The organism is Pseudomonas sp. (assembly GCF_037994325.1).
In the GTDB taxonomy this organism is placed as follows: domain Bacteria; phylum Pseudomonadota; class Gammaproteobacteria; order Pseudomonadales; family Pseudomonadaceae; genus Aquipseudomonas.
In genome coordinates this window covers 1-7,166 of sequence record NZ_JBBNAH010000664.1, presented here as the reverse complement: position 1 = coordinate 7,166, position 7,166 = coordinate 1, and the positions used below count along the sequence as shown (strand labels likewise).

Sequence of the window (7,166 nt, the reverse complement as noted above, 5' to 3'; positions counted from 1 at the left end):
GACCCAGGTGCGGCGATAGCGCTGAAGAAAACCATTCCCTCACTATTCTGGATTCCCGCCTGCGCGGGAATGACGGAGGTTTTCTTACCCTCTCCGTCACCCCCGCGAAGGCGTCGGCCCAGCGATTCGCAATCCAGGTTCGCTAGCGCTATCAAAAACGCGCCTTACCCCTCAACCTTCTTGCGAATCCAGTACAGGTAGGTGCCCGCCTCTTCCTCTTGCTGCACCAGCTCATGGCCGAGAAACACGCAGAACTTGGGGATATCGCGGCGGGTAGACGGGTCGGTGGCGATCACTTTAAGCAGGCCGCCCGCTGGCAGGTCGCGCACTTTGTTGTGCAGCATCATCACCGGCTCAGGGCAGAACAGGCCGGTGGCATCCAGGGTGCCGTCCAGTGGCGCAGCAGGATCGAATTCAGACATAAAAACTCCGCAAACGGGCGTGGCTACTTGCTGAGCCGACGCAGGTGACAGGTAACTTCTTCGCGGTCGTGGTACAGCTGTTTGCAGCGGATGCTGGCACGCACGCCACGGGCTTTAAAGCCCTCTTCAATACGCTCGAGCAGGCGTTTTACTTCGGCGTAACGCTGTTTCATCGGCAGCTTGAGGTTGACCACCGCTTCACGGCAATGCCCTTCGCCAATCCAGGTTTCCAACAGCGCGGCATTACGCGCGGGCTTTTCGACGATATCGCAAACCATCCAATCCACCGGCTGCTTGGGCGTCCAGGTAAAGCCGTCGACCATCAGGTGTTGCACCAGACCAGTGTCCATCAGGCTTTCGGCCATCGGGCCGTTGTCGATGGCGGTGACCAGCATGCCCCGGCGAACCAGTTGGTAGGTCCAGCCGCCAGGGGAAGCGCCAAGGTCGACGCCGGTCATATCGCCATTCAGGCGTTCATCCCATTCTTCACGGGGGATGAACTGGTGCCAGGCCTCTTCCAGCTTGAGGGTGGAACGGCTGGGGGCTTCGCGGGGGAACTTTAGCCGGGGAATACCGCCCGGCCAGAACGCCGAGTTATTGGCTTCAGCCAGGCCGAGGAACACTTCGCGGCCGCTTTTAAAAGTCAGCAGCAAACGCGGCTTACGCTCGTCGTCCACCAGGCGCCCGGCTTTTTTCAGGGCATTGCGCAGCGGCACTTCGAATTTTTTGCAGAAGTTCGACAGCTCTTTGCCGTCGTTGGTATCCAGCACTTCCAGCCACAGACTGCCGCACACGGGTAGGTCTTGCAGGTGTTGCAGCAGCACGCTGATGCGGTCGGTTTCTGGCAGGTCGATAAACTGCCCGCGCGCCCATTGCCGGGGGAAGATCAGCTCGGCAAAGCGCTGGCCACGCATCAAGCGCTCCGGGCCGTCGGCATCGGTGCAGATAAATTCAGCGCAGGCGCTATTGGGCTTGGCTTTGGCGTACCCGGCCACGTCCAGGCGCGCGGCGTGGTCGCTTATTTCGGCGCACACCTCATTTTCAAAACCGGGGCGGCAATGCAGCAACAACGTGGTCATCAGGCGTTCTCCTCAGGGCGCGCATAATAGCTGAGTTGGAACCCGAAGCGCTCAAGGGCAGTCAGTTGAGGGGCAAGCACAAAGCGAAACGCCTCAAGCAGGCTAGGCTAGGTCTGTATTTGCGCACGGCGCGTATGCAGCCCAGCGCCCCCTATGACGCAGCACACTGCGCACGACTGGCCCCTGACCGTGTGGGCCCCTTAAGGAGATGAGCAATGCCGTCCCTGAACAGCCTCAACAGCCGCCAAAGCCTTACCGTCGGCGACAAAACCTATATTTACTTCAGCTTGCCCGAGGCAGCCAAAACCGTCGGCAACCTCGACGCGCTGCCCAAGTCCCTCAAGGTGCTGCTGGAAAACCTGCTGCGCTGGGAAGACAACAAGACTGTTAATGGCGAAGACATCCAAGCCATCGTCGACTGGCTGAAAACCCGCAGCTCCGAGCGGGAAATCCAATACCGCCCGGCGCGGGTATTGATGCAAGACTTTACCGGCGTACCGGCCGTGGTCGACCTCGCCGCCATGCGCGCGGCGGTGGCCAAAGCCGGCGGCGACCCGCAGAAAATCAACCCGCTATCGCCGGTAGACCTGGTGATCGACCACTCGGTAATGGTCGACAAGTTCGCCAGCGACAGCGCCTTTGAGCAAAACGTCGACATCGAGATGCAGCGTAACGGAGAGCGTTACGCCTTTCTGCGCTGGGGGCAAAATGCCTTTGATAATTTCAGCGTGGTGCCGCCCGGCACCGGCATCTGCCACCAGGTCAACCTGGAATACCTCGGCCGCACGGTATGGACCAAAGAAGAAGACGGCCACACCTTTGCCTTCCCCGACACGCTGGTGGGCACCGACTCGCACACCACCATGATCAACGGCCTGGGCGTACTCGGCTGGGGCGTGGGCGGTATCGAGGCGGAAGCAGCCATGCTTGGCCAGCCGGTGTCGATGCTGATTCCCGAGGTGATCGGCTTTAAGCTCAGCGGCAAGCTGAAAGAAGGCATCACCGCTACGGACTTGGTGCTCACCGTGACGCAAATGCTGCGCAAAAAAGGCGTGGTGGGAAAATTCGTCGAATTCTATGGTGACGGCCTGGCCACGCTGCCGCTCGCTGACCGCGCCACCATCGCCAATATGGCCCCGGAATATGGCGCCACCTGCGGCTTTTTTCCGGTGGATGACATCACCCTTGGCTATCTGCGCCTGTCCGGCCGCCCGGAAGAGACCGTGGCGTTGGTCGAGGCCTACAGCAAAGCCCAGGGCCTATGGCGCGAGCCGGGCCATGAGCCGCAGTTTACCGATGCGTTAGCCCTGGATATGGGCACGGTCGAAGCCAGCCTGGCTGGGCCAAAACGCCCGCAAGACCGCGTGGCGCTGCCCAATGTCAGTCAGGCGTTCGACGACTTCCTGGGCCTGCAAGTGAAGCCGGTAGCCACCGATGAGGGCCGTTTGCTCAGCGAAGGCGGTGGCGGCACGGCGATTCACGATGACTCGCAGGTGAGTGGCGTCAGCTATGAGTTCGAAGGGCAAACCCATCGCCTGCAACATGGCGCCGTGGTGATCGCCGCCATTACCTCCTGCACCAACACCTCCAACCCCAGCGTGATGATGGCCGCTGGCTTGTTGGCGAAAAAAGCCGTGGAAAAAGGCCTGAAGCGCCAGCCGTGGGTGAAGAGCTCGCTCGCCCCTGGTTCGAAGGTAGTGACCGATTACTACAACGCCGCAGGCCTGACCCAATACCTCGACGCCCTCGGTTTCGATCTGGTCGGCTATGGCTGCACCACCTGCATTGGCAACTCCGGGCCGCTGCCCGAGCCGATTGAAAAAGCCATTCAGCAATCCGACCTTACCGTGGCTTCCGTGCTGTCCGGCAACCGTAACTTCGAAGGCCGCGTGCACCCTCTGGTCAAAACCAACTGGCTGGCCTCACCGCCCTTGGTGGTGGCCTACGCGCTAGCCGGCACGGTGCGCATCAACCTGAGCGAAGACTCGTTGGGCAACGACAAAGACGGCAAGCCGGTGTACCTGCGCGATATCTGGCCCAGCCAAGCGGAGATCGCCGAAGCCGTGCAGAAAGTCGACACGGCCATGTTCCATAAGGAATACGCCGAGGTGTTTGCTGGCGATGAGAAATGGCAGGCCATTCAGGTTCCGGACTCCGACACCTATGCCTGGCAGGCCGACTCCACGTATATCCAGCACCCGCCGTTTTTCGACAAGATCGACCAAGCGCCGCCGGCCATCGGCAATATCGCCGATGCACGCATCCTCGCCCTGCTCGGCGACTCGGTGACCACCGACCACATCTCCCCCGCCGGCAATATCAAAGCCAGCAGCCCGGCCGGGCGTTATCTGCAAGAAAAAGGCGTGGCCCCGCAAGACTTCAACTCCTACGGCTCACGGCGCGGCAACCATGAAGTGATGATGCGCGGCACCTTTGCCAATATCCGTATCCGCAACGAAATGCTCGGCGGTGAGGAAGGCGGCAATACTCTGCATGTGCCCAGCGGCGAAAAGCTGGCCATCTACGACGCGGCCATGCGTTATCAGCAAGAAGGCACGCCGTTGGTGGTGGTTGCCGGCAAGGAATACGGCACCGGTTCATCGCGCGACTGGGCGGCCAAGGGCACCAATCTGCTCGGCGTCAAAGCAGTGCTGGCCGAGAGTTTTGAGCGCATTCACCGCTCCAACCTGGTCGGTATGGGCGTGCTGCCGTTGCAGTTCAGCAATGGCCAGGATCGCAAAAGCTTGGGCCTGACCGGCAAGGAAACCTTGAGCATCGGCGGGCTGGATAACGTCGAGTTAAAACCGCTGATGCAGTTGCCGCTGACCCTCACCCGCGAAGACGGCAAACAGGAACAGTTCGAGGTGCTGTGCCGCATCGATACCCTCAATGAAGTGGAGTATTTCCGCGCCGGCGGCATCCTCCACTACGTGCTGCGACAATTGATCGCTGAGTAAGGCTGCAACGCTCTAACCGGCGGCGTTGGGTATGGGGCCTGGCGCTGCCGGGGCGCTTACTGATGCGGCGCAACTGTGCGCCAGTTCAAATCTGGTTAAACTCGCCAGCAGAAGTTAAGCGTAGGAATTTTCTTCTCAACTTTGCTCGGCAGCGGCCGATCAGAACGGCACGGACATTACGGATAGAGCCCCATGCGCAACAATCAGCCCGTCACCCAACGTGAACGTACCTTCCCTGCTCAGCAGCGACTGATCTCCACCACTGACCTCAAAGGCGAAATCACATACGCCAATGATGCCTTTGTCGAGATCAGCGGCTACACCCGCGAGCAGTTGGTGGGTTCACCGCACAACCTGGTGCGTCACCCCGACGTACCGCCGGCCGTGTTTGCGCATATGTGGACGACCTTGAAAGCCGGCCGCCCGTGGATGGGCATTGTGAAAAACCGCTGCGTGAACGGCGACCACTACTGGGTTAACGCCTACGTCACGCCGGTGCTGGAAAACAGCCAAGTCATCGGCTTTGAATCGGTGCGCATCAAGCCCAGCACTGAACAGATTCGCCGCGCCGAAGCGTTGTACCAGCGCATCAACAACGGCAAAGCCGCCATTCCGTCGAGCAACTTCTGGCTGCCGATTCTGCAGAACTGGGTGCCGTTTATTCTGATTAGCCAAATCGGTTTTGTACTGGGCGCCTGGCTCGATTTCCATTGGGGCTTTTTGCTTGCCGCCGGGCTTTCCGTGCCGCTCGGCCTGCTGGGCCTGAACTGGCAGCAACGTGGCCTGCGCCGCTTGCTCAAGCTGGCCGAACAAAGCAACTCCGACCCGCTGATTGCCACCATGTACACCGACAGCCGTGGTCCCCAGGCGCGCCTGGAAATGGCCATGCTCAGCCAGGAAGCGCGACTGAAAACCTGCCTGACCCGCCTGCAAGACAGCGCCTTGCACCTGACCGAACAAGCCCGTCAGGCCGATACCTTGGCGCAGAACAGCTCCCGAGGTTTGGAGCGTCAGCGCGTGGAAACCGAACAGGTCGCCACCGCTGTCAACGAAATGGCCGCCACCACCCTGGAAGTGGCCAGCAACGTGGCGCGCACCGCCATCGCCACCCAGGAAGCCAACCGCCTGACCGGCGAAGGCCGCACCATTGCCAGCGAAACCCGCGAAGCGATTCAGCGCCTGTCGATTTCCGTCGGTGAAACCGGCGAAACCGTTACCCGTCTGGCCCAAGACAGCAACGAAATTGGCGGCGTGGTCGATGTGATTAAAGGCATTGCCGACCAAACCAACCTGCTCGCCCTTAACGCCGCGATCGAAGCGGCCCGTGCCGGGGAAATGGGCCGCGGCTTTGCCGTAGTAGCGGATGAAGTGCGCTCGCTGGCGCAACGCACCGCGGAGTCCACCGGGCAGATTCACCAGTTGATCGCCAAGCTGCAACGCACCGCCGAAGAGGCCGTGCTGACCATGGAAATTGGCCGCAAGCAGGCGGATGAAGGCGTGGAACGCGTGCTAAAAGCCGATCAGGCCTTGGCCGGCATCAGCGACGCAGTGGCCAATATTGCCGATATGGCGGACCAGATCGCCGCCGCAGCTGAAGAGCAAAGTGCGGTAGCCGATGAGATCAACCAAAACATCACCACCATCGCCCAACTCGCCGACCAGACCTCTGGCGAGGCGCTAAACACAGCGCAACTGAGCAAAGAACTGACGGTGACTGCGCAACGTCAATCGGCGTTGGTGGAGCGTTTTAACCGTTAAGCGCTAAGCGCTAAGCGCTAGCGCAATAAAAAAACGCCACGGGCCTGACAGCCTGTGGCGTTTTTTTATGGGTCTTGCAGCGCCAGGCACTGGCGACTAAAGCGGCTGCGGTTAGCGGTCGAGCAAGGCCAATGCCTCGGCACTCACTTGGGTAACTCGCGCCCAGTCGCCCGCCTTGGTCCAGGCGCTATCGAGCATCCAACTGCCGCCTACGCACATCACGTTAGGCACAGCCGAATAAGCCAACAAGTTGTCCGGCTTAACCCCGCCAGTTGGGCAGAAGCGCACTTGGTTAAACGGGCCGCCCAAGGCCTTTAGCGCGGGAATGCCACCACAGGCTTCGGCGGGGAATAATTTAAAGCGGCGATAACCCATGCCGTAACCCAGCATCAAGTCTGAGGCGCCGCCCACGCCCGGCAAAAACGGCACCGGGCTATCCAGGGCAAAACGCAGCAGCTCCTCGGTACAGCCAGGGCTCACGATAAATTGCGCGCCCGCCTCTTCTGCCGCTTTAAACATCTGCGGATCGAGAATAGTACCGGCACCAATGCACAGGTCTGGACGCTCTTTGCGCAGTACGCGAATGGCGGTCAGGCCATGCTCGGAACGCAAGGTGATTTCCAGGGTACGCAGGCCGCCAGCAGCCAGGGCATCGGCCATCGGCAAGATCTGCGCTTCGTTGTCGATGGTCACCACCGGCAAGATGCGCGCCTGGGCGCAGATGGCGTCGATCTGGGCAGTTTTCTCTTGCATGCTCGGGGTCACGCTGTTTGGGGAGGTCATTGTTATGGGCACCAATAAATAGCCAGCGGCGAGCGCAGGAAGGCACGGATCGGCATGGCCAGGGCATCATCGCCGGCCAGCGCGGTACGCAAGGTCGCCAGCTTGGCGGGGCCTTGCACGGCAAGAAAGATCGACCGCGCTGAACCCAGCAGCGGCAGGGTCAAGGT

The 7,166-nt window shown here is 60.7% G+C and carries 5 protein-coding genes and 1 pseudogene; 2 read left to right on the top strand and 4 right to left on the bottom strand.

What is annotated here, in order from left to right; translation table 11 throughout:
* Positions 1–164 precede the first annotated feature (164 nt).
* Positions 165–422 (bottom strand): sulfurtransferase TusA, encoded by a 258-nt coding sequence (gene tusA / locus AAAB16_RS21940; protein WP_340665246.1) that lies wholly within the window; start codon positions 420–422, stop codon positions 165–167.
* 23 nt (positions 423–445) lie between these two features.
* Positions 446–1,501 carry a 23S rRNA (cytidine(2498)-2'-O)-methyltransferase RlmM gene (rlmM, locus tag AAAB16_RS21935; RefSeq protein WP_340665245.1) on the bottom strand — a complete coding sequence of 352 codons (1,056 nt, stop codon included), beginning with the start codon at positions 1,499–1,501 and terminating at the stop codon, positions 446–448.
* A gap of 215 nt (positions 1,502–1,716) precedes the next feature.
* Between rlmM and acnA the strand changes: the two genes are divergently transcribed.
* Positions 1,717–4,458 (top strand): aconitate hydratase AcnA, encoded by a 2,742-nt coding sequence (gene acnA, locus AAAB16_RS21930; RefSeq protein ID WP_340665244.1) that lies wholly within the window; start codon positions 1,717–1,719, stop codon positions 4,456–4,458.
* A 192-nt stretch (positions 4,459–4,650) separates the two neighbouring features.
* Positions 4,651–6,216, top strand: a complete 1,566-nt coding sequence (locus AAAB16_RS21925) for a PAS domain-containing methyl-accepting chemotaxis protein (RefSeq protein ID WP_340665243.1) — start codon at positions 4,651–4,653, stop codon at positions 6,214–6,216.
* A gap of 111 nt (positions 6,217–6,327) precedes the next feature.
* Here AAAB16_RS21925 and AAAB16_RS21920 read toward each other — a convergent pair whose 3' ends face one another.
* Positions 6,328–6,969, bottom strand: coding sequence for a bifunctional 4-hydroxy-2-oxoglutarate aldolase/2-dehydro-3-deoxy-phosphogluconate aldolase (locus AAAB16_RS21920; protein ID WP_340665247.1), 642 nt, complete (start codon positions 6,967–6,969; stop codon positions 6,328–6,330).
* Between the two features lie 32 nt (positions 6,970–7,001).
* Positions 7,002–7,166, bottom strand: a pseudogene (locus AAAB16_RS21915) (6-phosphogluconolactonase); the annotation flags it as partial.

Excerpts from the sequence above, each read along its gene's own strand:
- tusA (WP_340665246.1), bottom strand. The coding sequence starts at position 422 with ATGTCTGAATTCGATCCTGCTGCGCCACTGGACGGCACCCTGGATGCC.
- rlmM (WP_340665245.1), bottom strand. The coding sequence starts at position 1,501 with ATGACCACGTTGTTGCTGCATTGCCGCCCCGGTTTTGAAAATGAGGTG.
- acnA (WP_340665244.1), top strand. The coding sequence starts at position 1,717 with ATGCCGTCCCTGAACAGCCTCAACAGCCGCCAAAGCCTTACCGTCGGC.
- AAAB16_RS21925 (WP_340665243.1), top strand. The coding sequence starts at position 4,651 with ATGCGCAACAATCAGCCCGTCACCCAACGTGAACGTACCTTCCCTGCT.
- AAAB16_RS21920 (WP_340665247.1), bottom strand. The coding sequence starts at position 6,969 with ATGCAAGAGAAAACTGCCCAGATCGACGCCATCTGCGCCCAGGCGCGC.